Origin of the sequence: Halomonas sp. PAMB 3232 (genome assembly GCF_031954225.1) — a bacterium.
Lineage (GTDB): Bacteria > Pseudomonadota > Gammaproteobacteria > Pseudomonadales > Halomonadaceae > Vreelandella.
This window is the reverse complement of sequence record NZ_CP134865.1, coordinates 3,267,094-3,284,959: the sequence shown is the minus strand read 5'-3', so window position 1 is coordinate 3,284,959 and position 17,866 is coordinate 3,267,094. Positions and strand designations below refer to the sequence as shown.

Below are 17,866 nucleotides of genomic sequence, written 5' to 3'. Positions count from 1 at the left end.
TTTACGTCTAACCGGCGGCCTTGAAGGGGTTTCGCGGGTCGTCGTCCCAAGCCAGAAAGCCCTTGCCGGTTTCCTGAGGCACCATGGTGATGCAGTTCTCCACCGGGCAGGTGATCTGGCACAGGTTGCAGCCCACGCACTCCTCGTCGATCACTTCATAGCGGCGCGCGCCGCCGGGCTCGGAGAGCTTGGCGATCGACTGGTGCGAGGTGTCCTCGCAGGCGATATAGCAGCGCCCGCACTCGATGCAGAGATCCTGGTCGATGTGGGCGATGGTCTTGAAGTTGATGTCCAGGTGTTTCCAGTCGGTGGTTTGCGGGATCGCCTTGCGCGAGAACGCCTCGACCGACGCGTAGCCTTTCTCCGCCATCCAGCGCGATAGGCCATCCTTCATCTCCTCGACGATGCGAAAGCCGTTGAGCATCGCTGCGGTGCAGACCTGCACGCTGCCCGCCCCGAGCGCAATGAACTCCGCCGCATCCCGCCAGCTCGAGATACCGCCGATGCCGGAAATGGGCAGCGCAGGGGTTTCGACGTCGCGGGCGATCTCGGCCACCATGTTCATGGCGATGGGCTTGACCGCGCTGCCGCAGTAGCCGCCGTGGGTGCTCTGGTGGCCCACGGTGGGCTTGGCGACCATGTTGTCGAGATCGATGCTGGTGATCGAGTTGATGGTGTTGATCAGCGACACCGCATCCGCCCCGCCGCGCAGCGCCGCCCGGGCACCCACGCGGATATCGGTGATGTTGGGGGTGAGCTTTACGATCACCGGCTTCGAGTAGTACTTCTTGCACCAGGCGGTGACCTGCTCGATGAGATCCGGGTTCTGGCCTACCGCCGCGCCCATGCCGCGCTCTGGCATGCCGTGGGGGCAGCCCAGATTCAGCTCGATGCCATCGGCGCCGGTGGCCTCGACCCGCGGCAGAATGTAGGCCCAGGACGCCTCGACGCAGGGCACCATGATCGAGACGATCAGCGCCCGGTCCGGCCACTCCTTTTTCACCTGGGTAATTTCGGCCAGGTTCACCTCCAGCGAACGGTCGGTGATCAGCTCGATATTGTTGAAACCGATCACCTCGCGGTTCTTGCCGTAGTGGGCGGAGTAGCGCGACGATACGTTCACCGCCGGCGGCTCTTCGCCAAGCGTCTTCCAGACCACGCCGCCCCAGCCGGCTTCAAACGCGCGCACCACGTTGTAGGCCTTGTCGGTAGGCGGCGCCGAGGCGAGCCAGAAGGGGTTGGGGGCCTTGATGCCGGCAAAGTTGACCGAGAGATCGACACCGTTGACCACGGCGTCGCCGCGCCCTTTCTTGCCGGGAAAGGCGAGGGGAGTGAAAGCGTTGGTGTTCATGCGGCCTCCTGACGCGCGATCAGCGCCTGGTGAATGGCGTGGGCGGCGAGCTTGCCGTGCTGCACGGCCTGCACGGTCAGATCCTGCCCCGGTGCCACGCAGTCGCCGCCGGCGTAAACGCCGGCCATCGAGGTCTGAAAATGATCGTCGATGCGAATGCGCTCGCCGTCGCGGGCAAGCTCGGCGGCGGTGGCATCCGTAAGGCTCTGGCTCTCGAAGCCTTGGCCAATCGCCTTGAAGATGGCGTCCGCCGGGATGTCGACGTGTTCGCCGGTCAGCGCCAGGCCGCGCTCCTCGGCGCGGGTTCTGGCAAAGCGCATGCCCGACACGCGGCCCTGCTCGTCGAGCAGCACCTGATCCGGCTGCGCCCAGGTGAGCATGCGCACGCCGTTGGCTTTGGCGATCTCCTGCTCGTGGTGAGTGGCGGACATCGCCTCCAGCCCGCGCCGGTAGACCAGCGTCACTTCAGACGCGCCCAAACGCGCCATTTGCGTGGCCATATCGATTGCCGTATTGCCGGCACCGATCACGATACAGCGCCGGGCCACGGGCAGTTGGCCCAGGTCGTTGGTCTGGCGCAGCAGCTTGATGTAGTCGACGGCGGCGAGTGATCCGGTGGCGTCTTCGTCACTCAGCATCAGCGCCCGGCTGGCGCCGAGGCCCAGGCCCAGAAACACGCTATCGAAACGCTCGCGCAGCTCGCCCAGCGTCACGTTTTCGCCCAGGCGCTGGCCGTACTCAATGTCGATGCCACCCACCTCGAGCAGAAACTCCACCTCGCGGCGGGCGAAGTCGTCGGTCATCTTGTAGCGGGCGATGCCGTACTCGTTGAGCCCGCCGGGTTTGGCCTCGGCCTCGAAAATCGTTACTCGATGGCCCAGAAGCGCGAGTCGATGGGCGCAGGAGAGCCCGGCGGGGCCGGCGCCCACCACCGCGATGTGACGGCCAGTGGCGGACGCACGCTTGAACGGGTGGCCGTCAAACTGCATGTGATCGGTGGCGTGGCGCTGCAACAGGCCGATGAGCACCGGCTGGCACTCGGCGTCGTGATTACGCACGCAGCTCTGCTCGCAGAGAATCTCGGTCGGGCACACTCGGGCGCAGCTGCCGCCCAGGATGTTGGCTTCCAGAATCGTCTGCGCCGCGCCGTTGATGTTGCCCTCGTTGATCTGGCGAATGAAGCTAGGCACGTCGATCTCCGACGGGCACGCCTCGACGCAGGGCGCATCGAAGCAGTAAAGACAGCGCTGGCTCTCGATGATCGCCTGGCGCTGGGTGAGCGGTGGATGAAGGTCGCTGAAGTTGCCGGCAAGCGCCGGGCCGTCGTAGGTGCCGACCTCTTGTGCGCTCGGCAGGTAGTCGAGTGGATGGGTCACGGTCGTCTCTCCCGATACGTGGGTATCGATGGTTTTTATGTCGCTATTCTTTGTCGATGGTCGTTATATCGATGGGCGCTGCCTCAGCGGTTTACCGCTTTGGGGGCGTTGAGTTCGGCGCGCTTTTTGAGCTGCTCGAAGATGCCCGGATAGGCGGGGCGCTCGAGATAGCGTCCGGCGCCGCGCTCGGCGTGTAGCTCCTTGCCATCGCGCCAGACCCACTTACCCTGGCTAACGGTATGGCGAGCAATGCCGCGCACCGTCTTGCCCTCGAAAATATTGAAGTCGACGTTCTGGTGGTGGGTTTTGGCGGAGATGGTGCGCGTGCCGTTGGGGTCCCACACCACGATATCGGCGTCGGCACCGACCTGAATCGCCCCCTTGCGCGGGTAGAGGTTGAAGATCTCGGCGGTGTTGGTAGAGGTCAGGGCGACGAACTGCTGCGGCGAGAGCTTGCCGGTGTTCACCCCTTCGTCCCACAGCACGGCCATGCGGTCCTCGACGCCGGCGGTGCCGTTGGGGATTTTGGTGAAGTCCTCACGGCCGGCGGCTTTTTGCTCCTCGCAGAAGCAGCAGTGATCGGTGGCGGTGGTTTGCAGGTTGCCCGACTGCAGGCCGTGCCAGAGCGCCTCCTGGTGGCCTTTCGGGCGAAAGGGTGGGCTCATCACGTGCGCCGCCGCCGTGGCCCAGTCCGGGTGCTGGTAGACGCTGTCGTCGAGCACCAGGTGCCCGGCGAGCGCCTCACCAAACACCGCGTGGCCCTGCTGGCGGGCGTAGGCGATCTCGTCCACCGCATCCTTGGTAGATACGTGCACGAGATACACCGGTGCGCCCAGGGTGCTGGCGATACGGATGGCCCGGCTGGCGGCTTCCCCTTCGACCTGAGGCGGGCGCGACAGCGGGTGAGCTTCCGGGCCGGTCATGCCCTGGGCGAGCAACTTTTGCTGCATGTGGTAGACCAGCTCGCCGTTTTCGGCGTGGACGGTGGGCACCGCACCCAGCTCCAGGCAGCGCGAAAAGCTCTCCACGAGGATGTCATCGGTGGCCATGATCGCGCCCTTGTAGGCCATGAAGTGCTTGAAGCTGTTGACGCCGTGCTCATGGACCAGCGTGCCCATTTCTTCTTTCACGCTGTCGTCCCACCAGGTGATCGCCACGTGGAAGGCGAAGTCGGTGGCGGCTTTCTCGGCCCAGCCCTGCCAGGTCTCGAAAGCTTCCAGCAGCGACTGACCGGGGCTCGGGATGACGAAGTCGATGATCGTGGTGGTGCCCCCGGCCATCGCCGCGGCGGTGCCGGTGTAGAAGTCTTCGCTGGCCACCGCGCCCATGAAGGGCATCTGCATATGGGTGTGGGGGTCGATGCCGCCGGGCATGACGAGCTGGTCCGTGGCGTCGACGATCTCGCAGCCCTCGGGGGTATCCAAGTTCATGCCGATGGCCTCGATCTTGCCATCGACGCAGAGTACGTCGGCGCGGTAGGTGTCGGCGTGGGTGATGACGGTGCCGCCCTTGATGAGTAGGCTCATGGGATCTCTCCTGCTGTACCAGTCGCTTGGTTATTCGCCGTCGGTCAGGCGGGTGTAGGTCTCGGGGCGGCGGTCGCGGAAGAACTGCCAGTTGTTGCGCGCCTCGCGCACCGCATCCAGATCGATTTCGTGCACCAGCAGCTCATCCTCGGTGGCGCTGGCCTGGGCTTCGATCTTGCCGCGCGGGTTGACGATGTAGCTCGAGCCGTAGAAGTCCCCGATGTTCCAGGGCGCCTCGGTGCCGACCCGGTTGATGGCGGCGATGAAGCAGCCGTTGGCGGCGGCGGAGGCGGGCTGCTCGAGCTCCCAAAGATATTGCGAGAGCCCGGCGACGGTGGCGGAGGGGTTGAAGATCACTTCGGCGCCATTGAGCGCCAGCGCCCGCCAGCCTTCGGGGAAGTGGCGGTCGTAGCAGATATAAACGCCGATCTTGCCGAAGGCGGTATCGAACACCGGCCAGTCGGACTTGCCTGGCTTGAAGAAGTACTTCTCCCAGAACCCGGCGACCTGGGGGATGTGGGTCTTGTGGTACTTGCCAAGAAAACTGCCATCGGCGTCGAACACCGCCGCGGTGTTGTAATAGACCCCGGTTTCGGTCTCTTCGTAGACGGGTACGATGATCACCATGCGATGCTTGGCGGCGAGCGTCTGCATCAGCTGGCAGGTCGGCCCTTCGGGTACCCGCTCGGCGGCGGCGTACCACTTCTCGTCCTGACTGGGGCAAAAATAGGGCTGGTTGAACACTTCCTGAAAGCAGAGCACCTGCACGCCCTGGCTCGCGGCCTGCTCGATCATCGGTAAGTGCGCTTCGTTCATGGCGTCACGAATCTGCGCGGGGTCCTGGTCGGTACTGGCCTTCAATCCCATCTGGATCAAGCCGATCTTCATCGTTTGCATCTCGAGGCCCTCTCTTTGCTTGCACACACCGTCGCCCGATTGGGCGCGATGACGGTTATCGCTATTGACGATCAAGGCGTGCTGCAAGATCCACTCGCCAAGCAGCGAGGGAGTTTTTTTGTAATGATTATAAAGCTGTCCATGTCGGCAGCTTTTTTGAGAGTAGTGCGAAACGCGGGCGCCTTTCAAGGTTTTTGTGGCGTGCTTTAAAATAACTTTTAACGTTATGATTTTATTGTTTTTTAGTAATTTTTATTGGTCTATTACGTGTTCATGAGTGCTTTGAAATAAAGATTTTTAAAAATATTTTTTATAAAAAACAGTTGTTTATAGATTTATTTGTTTTTCCGTTTTTATTCAAAGAGACTTTTTGGTGCGTTTTTGAGGCCAAGTGCGCTATTTTGGCAATGGCTTTTAAAAGCCGGTTTGTCAATAACAAAAAATTCGAGACTGGTACGAGATTACATGTCGAAAAGGTCAGCTTTAATTCAATCGTTTATGCGCTTTAAGCCAAGTGTAGGCATGCTTATTGCTGGGGTTAGCGCTGACTCGATTTAAAGCCTGACGCAATAACGATAAACGACAGTGGCTCTGCTGAGGAGAACTCCATGACCGTTACAACATCTCGCATGGTAGACCGAGAGGGGTTGATAGAACTCGAGGTGAACGACGACGTTCGTCAAAGCCCCCGCTTCAACGAGGATATCGCGCCGACCAAAGCAAGCGAGCGCACCTGGAGCAAGTGGAACATCGCCGCGCTCTGGGTCGGCATGTCGATCTGCGTGCCCACCTACACCCTGGGCGGCGTGCTGACCGCCTACTTTGGGTTGAGCGTGGGCGAGGCGCTTTTCACCATTCTCATCGCCAACGTCATCCTGCTGCTGCCCCTGACGCTCAACGCCTTTCCCGGCACCAAGTTCGGCATTCCCTTTCCCATCGTATTGCGCTCCTGTTTCGGCATTCTGGGCTCGAACGTGCCTTGTCTGGTGCGCGCGCTGGTGGGCTGCGGCTGGTTCGGTATCCAGACCATGTTCGGGGGGTTGGCGATCCATCTGCTGCTGTCGGCGCTGTTTCCCGCCTGGGCGGCGCTGGGCGGCGTTGGTGAAGTGATCGGCTTTTTCGTCTTCGGCGCCATGAACCTCTACGTGGTGATTCGCGGCGCGGAGTCGATCAAGTGGATGGAAACACTGGCTGCGCCGCTGCTATTGGCGGTGGGCGTGGGGCTGATGGTCTGGGCCTGGCCGCACATGTCGATGACCGAGCTACTCGCCCAGCCACCTTCACGCCCGGAAGGCGCGCCGGTCTACGGTTACTTCTTCGCTGGCCTGACCGCCATGGTGGGTTTCTGGGCGACGCTTTCGCTGAACATTCCCGATTTTAGCCGCTTCGCCAAAAGCCAGAAGGATCAGATCGTCGGCCAGATCATGGGGCTTCCGCTCACCATGTTCTTCTTCGCCTCGCTCGGCGTGGTGATGACGGCGGCCTCGGAAACCCTCGTCGGCCAGACCGTGGCGGATCCGGTGCGCCTGATCGGCTTCATCGATAGCCCGTTCTGGGTCATTCTGGCGATGCTTCTGATCATCGTGGCGACGATTTCCACCAACACCGCTTCGAACATCGTCTCGCCTACCAACGATTTCCAGAACATCGCCCCGAAACTGATCAATCAGACGCGCGGGGTGCTGATGACGGGGCTGGTCGGCGTGCTGCTGATGGGTTACGACCTGCTGCAAAAGGCGGGGGTGATCGCCCAGGGCGTCTCGCTCGAGCAGATGTACTCGAACTGGCTGCTGGGTTATTCGAGCCTTTTGGGGCCAATCGCCGGCATCATGGCGGTAGATTATTTTCTGATCAAGAAGCAGTCGCTGGACGTGCCGAGTCTTTACATGGATGGCCACGCCTATCCGGCGGTGAACGTCGCCGGCTTCATCGCCTTCGGGGTGCCGGTGGGGCTGACGCTGGTATCGCTTTTGACAGGGACGATGAACTGGTTCTACGACTACGGCTGGTTCACCGGCTCGATTCTTGGGGCGATCGTTTATTTTGTGGCAAGCACGCTCATGGGGCATGAAAAGGCCCACCAGAAGATGGCCGCAACGGACATGACGTGAGGGAAACGCTCGTGGCGGAGGAGGGTGGGAGTCGAACCCACCAGGGGCTGCATGGCAGCCCCTACTCGGAGTTGAAGTCCGGTCGTCCCACCGGGGAGCGAACCTCCTCCTGCGTTGCGTCTCGAAAAGCCTAACCGCTTTTAGTGCCACATGCCAGGCTGGCGCAGCTGACGGGCGTCGCGCACGCGGCGGGTGTAGCCCACCTGGTCGAAGAACTCGAGCTGGGCGATGGCGAGCTTGCGGCCCACCCCAGTCCGGTCGCGGTAGTCGGCGGCGCGAATCGCGCCGTGCTCGCAGGCCAGACGCTCGATGATCTCGGAGAGCTGCGCGAGCGTTTCCGGCGGGTAGAAGTGATCCTTGCGCAGCTGAAAAAGCCGCCCCAGCCGTGCGTTGGCGTGCAGTACCTCGCGCACCCGGGGCTCGTCGAGATGGTACGCCTGGGCCAGGTCGCGCACCCGCGGCGGATCGAACTGGTTTGCCAAAAGCGGCAGCAGCGTTTGCGACAGCGCCTGGTCGGCCTCATCCAGCGCCACCTGGTGATGGGGGCTTTTGATGAAGGGACCCTGGGCGTCGACGCTTTTCGAGGCGACGAGCCCCTCGAGCCAGCGGCGAAAGAGCGCGACGTTCCAGCCGGGGGCGACCCAGCGGCGCAGCCGGTCGCGCTCCATACCGACTTCCGAAGGCGACTCTGCGTGAAACGTCTCCAGCGCCTCGATCAGCGTGCGGGCCAGGGCCTCCAAATGAATCGGGTCGAAGGCACGCGATTCGCTGGCGGCGCGAAGTAGCGTCAGGCCCTGGGCCTTGGCCTGGGCGGCGAGGCGCTCGACGCCTCGGTTGAGCGTACTCGACAGCTCATCGAGCGAGATACCGCCGGGCTGAGGCGCGGCCAGCGCCTTGAGCGTGGGCGCGAAGCCGTCTTCGCGCTCGGCGGCGCCGGCCGCAAGCGCGGCCTGCAGCGTCGTTAGATAAGCCAAACGCTCTGGTCGGCGGGCGCCGCGCCGCGGCGGCCAAGGGTCGAGCACGCGCCCGCCGCCCAGGGTTTCGTCGGCACTTTGCGAGCGGATCACGAAGCGGTCGCCGCAGCAAGCGTGCACGGGTTGGTCGAGCGTTAGCTGGGCCAGCGCCTGGCCGCCGGGGGCGAGCGTCGGCGCTTCAAGAAGCCCCAGCCGCCCGGTCAGGTGCGCCGCGCCCATGTGAATGTGCACCGGCGTCCAGTGCAGCGCGTCGCGCTCGAGCGTCGGCAACAGCTTGAGCATCACGTCGATGCGCTGGCTGCTGGCCGGGGGCTCCGGCGCATCGACCAGCCAGTCGCCGCGCTTGAGCGACTCGCGCTCGATGCCGGCCAGGTTCAGCGCGCAGCGATCGCCCCGATGGGCGGCCTCGGCTGGCTGGTTCTGCCGACGAAGCCCGCGCACGCGAACGCGAATTTCCCTGGGCAGCAGCCAAAGCGAATCCCCTTGCTCGACGCGCCCGTCCACCACCGTGCCGGTGACCACGACCCCGGCGCCTTTCTTGCTGAACGCCCGGTCGATGGCATGGCGAAAGCGCCCCGGCGCCGGGCGGGTCTGCCACTCGCCGGCGCGCCGTTCGAGCCAGATCGAGAGCGCCTCGACCCCGGTGGCCTGGCGCGCGCAGACGCTAAACACCGGGGCACCTTCGCCAAGCGCCTCGGCCTCTCGTTGGCGCGCTAGAATCTGCTCGTCGCTTGCCAGGTCGGTCTTGGTCAGCACCACCGCGACGACGGGAATCGAGAGCAATGTAAGAATGGCCAGATGCTCGCGGGTTTGCGGCATCACGCCGTCGTCGCAGGCAATGATCAAAAGCGCACCGTCGACGCCGGCCACGCCCGAGAGCATGTTGTGAACGAAGCGCTCGTGGCCCGGCACGTCGATGAAACCGAGCTCGGCGCCGCTTGCGGTCGTGGGGTAAATGAAGCCGGGCTCGATGGTCAGTCCGCGGCTTTTCTCCTCCTTGAGGGTGTCGGCATCCACGCCGGTCAGGGCGTGGAGCAGCGTCGTCTTGCCATGATCCACATGGCCCGCGGTCGCCAGAATCATGTCGGCGCCTCGGCGGCGGCGAGCGCGGTAGTCAGCGACTCGGCCAGAAGCTGCTCATCGTTGACGGCCAGACAGCGCAGGTCGAGCCATAGCGCGCTCTCCCTGATGCGCCCGATGATCGGGCGTGAAAGCTCGCGACAGGCACACTCGAGACGCTTGAGCGCCTGCTCGCGCGCCTCGCGCCGTGGGGCGCTGGATTCCAGCACCAGCGCCGTGCTCGGCAGCCGGTCCACCGGCAGCGAGCCGCTGCCGAGCTGGCTCATGCAGGGGGCCAGGTGAGCGTGGTACCCGGCGGGAAGCGTCGTGATACCGGCCAGCACACGCTCGCCAGCGGCCTGGATGACGTCCGCCTCGCGGGTCAGCAGGCGCAGCGTGGGCAGCGAGTGCGCCGGGTGGTCGTCGTCGCGGTAGTGTTTGAGCGTAGCTTCGAGCGCGGCGAGCACGAGTTTGTCCAGGCGCAGCGCGCGCTTGAGCGGGTGGCGCTTGATGCGCTCGATGAATTCGCGCTTGCCGGCGATGATGCCGGCCTGGGGGCCGCCGAGCAGCTTGTCGCCGCTGAAGGTCACCACGTCGGCGCCGGCGGCAATGGCATCAGAGGGCTGGGTTTCGTAGGGCAGCCCGAGGCGTGAAAGATCGGTGAGCGCGCCGCTGCCAAGATCCACCACCAGCGGGAGCCCCGCGGCGTGCGCGATCTCGGCCATGTCCGCTTCGTCCACCGCCCGGGTGAAGCCCTCGATGGCGTAGTTGGAGGTGTGCACCTTGATCAGAAGCCCGGTCTCTTCATTGATCGCCTCGCGGTAGTCCTTCGGGTGGGTACGGTTGGTGGTGCCCACCTCGCGAAGCCGGCAGCCGGCGGCGGCCATGATGTCCGGCATGCGAAAGGCGCCGCCGATCTCGATCAGCTCGCCACGCGACACGATCGCCTCCCGACCGGCGCCGAGCGCCCCCAGCGTGAGCACCACGGCGGCGGCGTTGTTGTTGACCACCGTGGCGGCTTCCGCACCGGTCAGCTCACAGATCAAGGCTTCGATCAGGTCGTCGCGGTCACCGCGCCCGCCGGAGGCGATGTCGTACTCCAGCGCCACCGGGTAGCGGGCCACATGGGCCATGGCATCGATGGCGGGCTCGGAGAGCAGCGCCCGGCCCAGGTTGGTATGAATCACGGTGCCCGTCAGGTTGAACACCGCCCGGGCATTGGGCGCGACGAAGCGCAGAAGATTTTCACTCACCTGGCGTGCCAGCGCCGCCTCGTCGAGCCCCGGCGCCCTGGGCGACTGGCGAAGCGCCGTCAGCGTATCGCGGGCGACGCGGGTGCACAGGCGCTGGCCGTACTGCTCGGCAAGCGTCCTGAGCGTCGGGTGGTCGAGCAGTCGGTCGACCGAGGGCAGCGCGCGGCGCCAGTCCGGCGCCGTCAGGGAGGAGGCGATTGTCGAAGAGGCGGTGTCAGTCATGGGGCTTTCGTGTATCCGAGTCGAGCGGTGGCCGGGCGTCTCGCAATCGGATCAGCTCTGCGCATCGCCGAAGGCGAGCAGCGGATTGAACCCCGCGCGGGCGTAGCCCAGCTCTTCCAGCAGCATGTCCAGGCCAAGCGTTGCGATATCGTCGGCGAACGGGTCGGTATCGGTTTCCCATTCGCGGTCCATTAACTTAACGCTTGCGCGGCAGGCGCCGCAACTCTCGGCGCGAAGGGGCAGCGCGCGCTTGCCGTCCGGGCCCTCTACGCCGATATAGTCGAGCTTTTCGGTATCGAAGCAGTGGCTACAGCGCGCCCGCTCGAGATACCACTGGGTCGCGCAGAGCCCGCACACCAGGTAGCGCACCCGCGAGCGGTGGCGGCCGAGCTGCACGGTGGAAGCGACCGGCGGCGACCCGCAGCAGGGGCACAGCCCCTGCGCGGCGCCCCTGGGGCGGCCGGGAAGGCGCTTGAGCGAGCGCGCCAGCCGCGTCCAGGTGACCTGCAGCGCCGCGCCCACCAGCGGTGCCAACGCGCGCTGATCAACGGCGATGCTCTTTTGTTCGACGATGGCACGGGCGATCTCCCTGCGCTTGCTGAGCTTGCCAGGCGTGGCCAAAAGTGCGCGCTGGGCGTCAAACGTCTCGCCTTCGTCGGCGAGGGTCCGGTCCAGCGCATCGAGCAGCATCGTCAGATCCGCCTGCCAGTCCAGCGTCTCGATCAGCGCCGTGGGCGCCAGCGGCGGAAATTCGTGGGCCAGCGCCATGTCCCAGCTCTGCGGGTCGAAGGCGTCGGCCTGGCGCTCCTTCAATACGCGGTGCTGGGCGCGGGCCAGGTGGTCGTTGAAGCCCAGAAACAAGCCCATCTCGTCAAGGCGCGTTTGCAGCTCGCGAAAGCGGGCCGCGCGCGTGGCGAACAGGCGCGATTCTGCCACCACCACCTGGGGCGGCTCGCCGTGGCGCGGGGGCTTTGGGTCGTGCAGCGTGTCGGATATGTCGCTCATGCGCGCTCCTGCGAAACGGGGCGCTTGAAGGCGCCCCGTGGTGTCGTATTGCGATCAGGCGACAGGGTCGTCACGCCTGGTCGGGGCGTCCGTACTCGGTCGCGACCGCTCGCGCTTGACGTGGTCATCGTACCAGAGGGGGTGATGATGTTTGGCCCAGGCGTGGGTCACGAAGCCGCGAATCATGGCGCCAAACGAGCCCTTGACCCAGATCGCCGCGTAGATGTGGATCACGATGGTGAGAATCGCGCCAAACGCGGCGAGCGCGTGTAGAAGGCTTGCGATGCGCACAATGGTGACCGGGAAGTAGCCGGCAAACCAGGGCCGCCACATCAATACGCCGGTGATCAAGAGCGTCGGCACGCAGAGCACCAAAAGCCAGAACACCAGCTTCTGGCCCGGGTTGTACTTGCCGATGGGCGCCACCTTCTCGTCGCGGTTGGCGAGGACGTCCTTGATCTGCTTCATCCAGCGCACGTCGTTTTTGATCGGCAGGTTGTTGCCCACGTGGCTGACCGCCATGAGCGCAAAGAGCAGAAAGAACGCCACGCCGATGAACGGGTGCAAAATGCGCGCCCACACCGGTCCGCCCAGCGTATGGGTGAGAAAGAAGAACGCCGGATGAAAAAAGGCCAGCCCCGAAAGCGCCAGCAGGATGAAACTCAGCGCCATCGTCCAATGGTTGACCCGGGTCGAGGCCGAATAGCGCAGCATCATGCGCTGGCCCAGGTGGTTTCGGTTTTGATCGTCGCGGCTCATGGTCACTTCTCCTGTCGGACGTCGCTCGGCTCGGTATCGGACGCTGCATGAGCGCGATCACGAAGGTAAGCGTCCTCGCCTTCCGGGCCGAACACCTCTTCGTCGAGCGGCTCGTCCTTCGGCCCCTTGGTGAGGTAGTGCATGAAACCGGCGAACGCCGTGATGCCGATGATCGCGCTCATGATCGGCTTGGCCGGGCCTTTCCAGGCGCTGACGAACGGCGAAATGGCGGGCTTGGCTGGCAGGCCGGCGTAGATCTCCGGGGTGTCGGCGTGGTGCAGCACGTACATCACGTGGGTGCCGCCGACGCCCGCCGGGTCGTAAACGCCGGCTTCACTAAAGCCACGCCCTTTCAGGTCGGCCACGCGCTGCTCGGCGCGGGTGAGCATGTCCGCTTTGGAGCCGAACTCGATACAGCCGGTCGGGCAGGTTTTCACGCAGGCGGGCTCGAGCCCCACCGAGACGCGATCCGAGCAGAGCGTGCACTTGTAGGACTTGCTGTCGCGCTCGGAGATGCGCGGGATGTCGAAGGGGCAGCCGGTGACGCAGTAGCCGCAGCCGATGCACTTGTCCGAGTCGAAATCGACGATGCCGTTGGCGTACTGCACGATCGCCCCCGGCGCCGGGCAGGCGGTGAGACAGCCCGGGTCGGCGCAGTGCATGCAGCCATCCTTGCGAATCAGCCACTCGAGATCGCCGCTGGCGTTTTCATGCTCGGTGAAACGCATCACCGTCCAGGAGTTCTCGGTCAGATCCCCGGGGTTGTTGTAGGTGCCGCTATTGATGCCGACCTCGTCGCGCACGTCGTTCCACTCCATGCAGGCGACCTGACACGCCTTGCAGCCGATGCAGCGGCTGACATCGATCAGCTTGGCCACGGGCTCGACCTCGTGACGCCCCTGAGGGGGCGTCGTGGTCGTGGCGGAACGGCGCAGGATATTTTGCGTATTGCTCATGCCCTGCCTCCTGAAGTGTCTTTCTCGACGTTGACCAGAAAGGACTTGAATTCCGGCGTCTGGGTATTGGCATCGCCCACGAAAGGCGTGAGCGTATTGGCCAGAAAGCCCTTACGGGCAAGGCCCAAAAAGCCCCAATGAATCGGAATGCCCACCTGGTGCACGATACGGCCGCCGACGGTGATCGCCTTGATGCGCTTGGTGACCACCGCCACGGCGCGAATGTAGCCGCGCTTCGACGACACCCGTACCCAGTCGCCCTCCTTGATGCCCAGCTCGTTACCCAGTGCCTCGCCGATCTCGACGAACTGCTCGGGCTGCACGATGGCATTCAGGTGCACGTGCTTGGTCCAGTAGTGGAAGTGCTCGGTCAGCCGGTAGGTGGTGGCCGCATACGGGTACTCCTCCCAGGTACCCATCGTCTCGAGGTCCTGGTCGAAGACCCGGGCCGCCGGGTTGTAGCGCACCTTGTCGTTGCGCGGGAAGAGCAGGTTGCCCTCCGGCACCGGGCTCTCCAGCGGCTCGTAGTGGGTGGGGAAGGGGCCTTCCGCCATGCCCTGACTTGCGAACAGCTTGCCCACGCCCTCCGGGTTCATGATGAAGGGCATCTGACCGCGGGTCGGCGCGGAGTCCACCGGGAAGTCCGGAATGTCGGCACCGGTCCAGCGCCGGGTGACGTTATCCCACCAGACGAGCGCCTTGCGCTCCGACCAGGGCGTGCCGTCGAGCCTGGCCGAGGCGCGGTTGTAAAGAATGCGCCGGTTGGCCGGCCACGACCAGGCCCAGCCAAGCGTCTGACCGATGCCGTAGGGGTCGGCGTTGTCGCGGTTGGCCATCTGGTTGCCGTCCTCGGTCCAGGCGCCGGCGAAGATCCAGCAGCCGCAGGCGGTCGAACCGTCGTCACGCAGCTCGCCAAAGCCCGCAAGCTGCTCGCCCATGCGCCGAACGAGCTGCCCGTTGACGTACACATCACTGATCGCGCGGCCGTTGTACTCCCGGGCAAGCTCTTCCGGGGCGGGCTTGTCGGGCTGTTTGTAGTGCCAGGCCATTCCCAGAATCGGGTCCGGGAAGGCGCCGCCGTCGCGCGCGTAAAGCGCGCGCACGCGGGTGAACAGCGCGCCCAGAATGTGGGTGTCGGCGCGCGCCTCGCCGGGGCCTGAAGCGGCGGGATAGTGCCACTGCAGCCAGCGGGCGCTGTTGACCGTGGAGCCTTCGTCCTCGGCGAACGACAGCGCCGGCAGGCGGAACACCTCGGTCTGGATTTCGCTTGGGTCGACGTCGTTGTACTCGCCGGCGTTGCGCCAGAACTCGGCGGTTTCGGTGTTGAGCGGGTCGATCGAGACCAAATACCTGAGTTTCGAGAGCGAATGCGACACCTTCGCCTTGTTGGGAATCGCCGCCAGCGGGTTGAACCCCTGGCAGAAGTAGCCGTAAATCTCGCCTTTCGACATCCGCTCGAAGGTGTCGAGAATGTCGTAGAGCGGCTTGTCGAGCTTGGGCAGCCAGTCGAACGCCCACTGAGTGTCCTCGCGGGCGTTATCGCCGTACCAGGCCTTCATCAGACTTATGAAAAACGCGTCGGCGTTTTGCCAGTACGACACCTGACCTGGCTGTAGCGGCGCCCGGCGCCGGGCCTCGAGGAAGGTGTCGACGTCCTGCTCGTCGTCCACCGGCGCCGAAATGTAGCCCGTCAGTTGGTTCGACAGAAGCCCGAGATCCGTCAGCCCCTGGATGTTGGAGTGGCCGCGCAGGGCGTTGACCCCGCCGCCGCGGATACCGACGTTGCCCAGCAGAAGCTGGACCATACCGGCGGTGCGGATGATCTGTGACCCCAGCGAGTGCTGGGTCCAGCCGAGCGCGTACATCAGCGTGGTGGTGCGATCCGGCGTGGCCGTGCTTGCCAGCGTGTCCCAGACGCGCAGGATCTTCTCCACCGGCGTGCCGCAGATCGAGGAGACCATCTCCGGTGAATAGGCGTCGAAGTGCTCGCGCAAAAGCCGGTAGACGCAGCGCGGATGCTCGAGGGTGTCATCCCTGAGCGCGAAGCCGTCGGCACCGGTCTGATAGACCCAGTGCTCCTTGTCGTACGAACGCGTGTGTTCATCGTAGCTGTCGAACAGCCCGTCCTCGAAGCCGAAGCCCTCGTCCACCAGCAGGGCCGCATCGGTGTAGTTGAGCACGTACTCGCGCTGGATCTGATCGGTGTCGATCAGATAGCGAATCAAGCCCCCGAGAAAGGCAATGTCCGTGCCGGTGCGAATCGGCGCGTAGAAGTCCGCGACCGAGGCGGTACGCGTAAAGCGCGGATCCACCACCAAAAGCTGGGCGTTATTGTGCTCCTTCGCCTCGGTGACCCAGCGAAACCCGACCGGGTGCGCCTCGGCGGCGTTGCCCCCCATGACCAGAATGACGTCGGCATTGCGGATATCGACCCAGTGGTTCGTCATCGCACCGCGACCAAATGTTGGGGCAAGACCTGCCACCGTTGGTCCGTGTCAAACGCGCGCCTGGTTGTCGAAGGCCAGCATGCCAAGGCTGGTGATGAACTTGTGGGTCAGATAGCCCGCTTCGTTGGAGGAGGCGGAGGCGGCCAGAAAACCGGTGGTCGTCCAGCGGTTGACCGTGCGGCCCTCGCTATCGGTTGCAACGAAGTTCTCGTCGCGATCCGCCTTCACGTGGCGGGCGATCCGGTCGATCGCCTCGTCCCAGGAGATGCGCTTCCACTCATCGGTGCCGGGCTCGCGCACCTCGGGAAACTCGAGGCGCGACGGGCTTTTGACGTAGTCCAGAAGGCCCGCGCCTTTCGGACAGAGTGCCCCGCGGCTAACCGGGTGATCCGGATCGCCTTCGATGTGGATGATCTGCTGGTGAGTGTTTTTCGCCTCGTCACCGCGGCTATAGATCAGGACCCCGCAGCCTACCGAGCAGTAGGTGCAGATGTTGCGCGTCTCTTTGGTGTGGGTCAGCTTGAACGGGCGAATGGAGGCCGCCGCCGCTTCCGGCGCAAACCCCATCATCGCCATACTGGAAGTGGCGAGCCCCGCCGCCCCCAGCTTGAAGAACCCGCGTCGGGTTACTTGGATCGTCATGGTTCACCTCGGGCATCGATAGCACTCGACGGGAAGGCGCAAATTCGAGCCACGTTAAAGCCACGGCGTTGTCGCGCGTTTGTCTTTGTCGGGTGCCGGTACGGTCCTGGTACGATGTATTGGTTTGGGTATAAAACCAGACTAGCAGCTAATGCCGGCCAGTGGTCCAGGTGATCGTTCAACGCTTCATTAAAGCGGCTTCGGGCTTGCGGGCGCGTCAACGTCGCCCACGGCGCCGCTGACCAGTGCTAAAAACGCATCCACCACCCGGTTGGGGCGCCGGTCCCGGCGGGTAATGAGCACAAACGGAATGCGATAACTTCTCCGCTCGGCGTGCAGCGCGCGCATCTTGCCTGACTCGACCCACTGCGCGGCGACGTGCTCGGGCAAAAAGCCCAGATAGCGCCCGGTCAGGATGAGAAACGCCGCCCCTTCACGGTCCGAGGCCGAGGCGCGAAGCGTCAGGGCGTCGTGGGCCTGGCGCGCCTTGAGCGGCAGCGGGTAGCGCGGCGCCACCGCCGGCGCTTGGGTGATCTGCGCCCAGGCGGGGGCAGGCGCATCGAAAAGCGGGTGGCCGGCACCGCAGTAAAGGTAGGAGGGCTCGTCGTAGAGCCAAAGCGTCTCGAGGCTGGCGGGCAGGTTGACGTTGGGTACCACGCCGACGTGAAGATGACCGTCCATGACCTGGCGAATTACCGCATCACTTGGGTCCATCTGGATATTGACGCTGATCTCGTGGCTTTTCGAGGCGAGCTCGCCAAGCGCATCGGTGACGTTCATGGCGGGCAGCGTCACCAGGTTGTCGGTGATGCCGATATTGAGCTCGCCCTTGAGCGTGCGATGAAGCGCGTTCACGCCGCTTTTGAAGGTTTCCAGCGCCGCCAATAGCGTAAGCCCGGCTTCATAAAGCTCCTTGCCCTCTTCGGTGAGGCTGAAGCCGCCGCGGCCGCGCTGACAAAGCGACAGGCCCACGCGCTTTTCCAGATCGCTCATGTGCTGGCTGATGGCCGAGCGGCTGATGCCGAGCGTGGTTTCCGCCGCGGTGAAGCCACCGCACTCGACCACGGTATTGAATACCCGGATCAAGCGGATTTCGTAGTCGCTCATCTGCCCAAGCGATACCATGAGGCTCTCCTGTTCCAGGAAACGATCTTTTTAGACAGATCGTTTACAATGGCGCCGGTGTTTAAACAACCTATCGTATCGCTTTGGGTCAGGATCACACACCTTGAACGTCAACAACCTTTCGCCCGCACGTTCGGCCGCGGTCTGCTGATCTCATGAAGAA

General features: G+C 64.2%; 12 protein-coding genes and 1 tRNA gene. 1 reads left to right on the top strand and 12 read right to left on the bottom strand.

Features of this window, described 5'->3' with window-relative positions; all coding sequences use genetic code 11:
• Positions 1–7: 7 nt before the first annotated feature.
• From preA to RN346_RS14995, 4 genes are all read right to left on the bottom strand, one after another.
• Complete coding sequence (gene preA / locus RN346_RS15010) at positions 8–1,351, bottom strand: NAD-dependent dihydropyrimidine dehydrogenase subunit PreA (RefSeq protein ID WP_311958790.1); 1,344 nt, start codon at positions 1,349–1,351, stop codon at positions 8–10.
• Entirely contained in the window at positions 1,348–2,727 is a 1,380-nt protein-coding gene (locus tag RN346_RS15005; protein ID WP_311961583.1) for an NAD(P)-dependent oxidoreductase, read from the bottom strand. Before RN346_RS15005 ends, preA begins: the two co-directional genes overlap by 4 nt.
• An 83-nt stretch (positions 2,728–2,810) precedes the next feature.
• The gene (gene hydA / locus RN346_RS15000; protein ID WP_311961582.1) at positions 2,811–4,253 is read right to left on the bottom strand and encodes a dihydropyrimidinase; all 1,443 of its coding nucleotides are present in this window, start codon (positions 4,251–4,253) and stop codon (positions 2,811–2,813) included.
• A 30-nt stretch (positions 4,254–4,283) separates the two neighbouring features.
• On the bottom strand, positions 4,284–5,150 hold the full coding sequence (locus RN346_RS14995) for a nitrilase-related carbon-nitrogen hydrolase (RefSeq protein WP_263587276.1): 867 nt from the start codon (positions 5,148–5,150) through the stop codon (positions 4,284–4,286).
• 608 nt (positions 5,151–5,758) lie between these two features.
• On the opposite strand from RN346_RS14995, the gene RN346_RS14990 reads away from it, so the two are divergent.
• Complete coding sequence (locus tag RN346_RS14990; protein WP_311958788.1) at positions 5,759–7,261, top strand: NCS1 family nucleobase:cation symporter-1; 1,503 nt, start codon at positions 5,759–5,761, stop codon at positions 7,259–7,261.
• A 12-nt stretch (positions 7,262–7,273) separates the two neighbouring features.
• Here RN346_RS14990 and RN346_RS14985 read toward each other — a convergent pair.
• The 8 genes from RN346_RS14985 to RN346_RS14950 all read right to left on the bottom strand — a co-directional run bounded on the left by RN346_RS14985 (position 7,274) and on the right by RN346_RS14950 (position 17,703).
• A tRNA-Sec gene (locus tag RN346_RS14985) sits at positions 7,274–7,371 on the bottom strand.
• Positions 7,372–7,401: 30 nt separating this feature from the next.
• Entirely contained in the window at positions 7,402–9,318 is a 1,917-nt protein-coding gene (selB, locus tag RN346_RS14980) for a selenocysteine-specific translation elongation factor (protein ID WP_311961581.1), read from the bottom strand.
• Positions 9,315–10,769, bottom strand: a complete 1,455-nt coding sequence (gene selA / locus RN346_RS14975; protein ID WP_311961580.1) for an L-seryl-tRNA(Sec) selenium transferase — start codon at positions 10,767–10,769, stop codon at positions 9,315–9,317. Before selA ends, selB begins: the two co-directional genes overlap by 4 nt.
• Before the next feature lie 51 nt (positions 10,770–10,820).
• Positions 10,821–11,774, bottom strand: a complete 954-nt coding sequence (gene fdhE / locus RN346_RS14970; RefSeq protein WP_311961579.1) for a formate dehydrogenase accessory protein FdhE — start codon at positions 11,772–11,774, stop codon at positions 10,821–10,823.
• Between the two features lie 54 nt (positions 11,775–11,828).
• Positions 11,829–12,533, bottom strand: coding sequence for a formate dehydrogenase subunit gamma (locus tag RN346_RS14965; RefSeq protein ID WP_263586030.1), 705 nt, complete (start codon positions 12,531–12,533; stop codon positions 11,829–11,831).
• Positions 12,534–12,535: 2 nt separating this feature from the next.
• Positions 12,536–13,489: a formate dehydrogenase subunit beta gene (gene fdxH / locus RN346_RS14960; protein ID WP_311961578.1), complete on the bottom strand. Its 954-nt coding sequence runs from the start codon at positions 13,487–13,489 to the stop codon at positions 12,536–12,538.
• Complete coding sequence (gene fdnG, locus RN346_RS14955) at positions 13,486–16,572, bottom strand: formate dehydrogenase-N subunit alpha (RefSeq protein WP_311962728.1); 3,087 nt, start codon at positions 16,570–16,572, stop codon at positions 13,486–13,488. The genes fdxH and fdnG overlap by 4 nt, the downstream gene beginning before the upstream one ends.
• 195 nt (positions 16,573–16,767) lie before the next feature.
• Positions 16,768–17,703 (bottom strand): LysR family transcriptional regulator, encoded by a 936-nt coding sequence (locus RN346_RS14950; RefSeq protein WP_263586032.1) that lies wholly within the window; start codon positions 17,701–17,703, stop codon positions 16,768–16,770.
• Positions 17,704–17,866: the final 163 nt, after the last annotated feature.